At 50.8% G+C, this 374-nt stretch carries 1 protein-coding gene; it reads left to right on the top strand.

Annotated features, from left to right (window positions below):
- Positions 1 to 374 (top strand): transposase (locus tag HBA93_RS19245; protein ID WP_221724368.1); only part of this gene is annotated, 374 nt, incomplete at both ends.

Raw genomic sequence — 374 nt, 5'->3', positions numbered from 1 at the left:
AGTCGCGCTATTCTGATCTGGCGATTGAAACATCTGTGATGTGCGGGATCGTTTTCCATCAGCCCTTGCGCCAGACCGAAGGCTTGATGACGTCTTTGTTGCAATTGATGGGCCTCGATCTACCAGTGCCTGATCATACGACACTGAGCAGACGCTGTGCCAATCTGGCGCTTTTGAATGCTCCGGATCGTAACAGGATTAATGCAAGCCATGAACCCATTCATGTCCTTGACGACAGCACGGGATTGAAGATTTATAGCGCAGGCCAGTGGCTTGAGGACAAGCATGGCGGCAAATCCCAAAAACAGTGGCGCAAACTGCATCTTGGCGTAGATGCTAATACGGGTGAAATCATCGCTGAAGTCCTGAGCGAT

This window comes from Ochrobactrum sp. SFR4 (assembly GCF_019730395.1).
In the GTDB taxonomy this organism is placed as follows: domain Bacteria; phylum Pseudomonadota; class Alphaproteobacteria; order Rhizobiales; family Rhizobiaceae; genus Pseudochrobactrum.
This window is presented reverse-complemented; position numbering and strand designations above follow the sequence as displayed.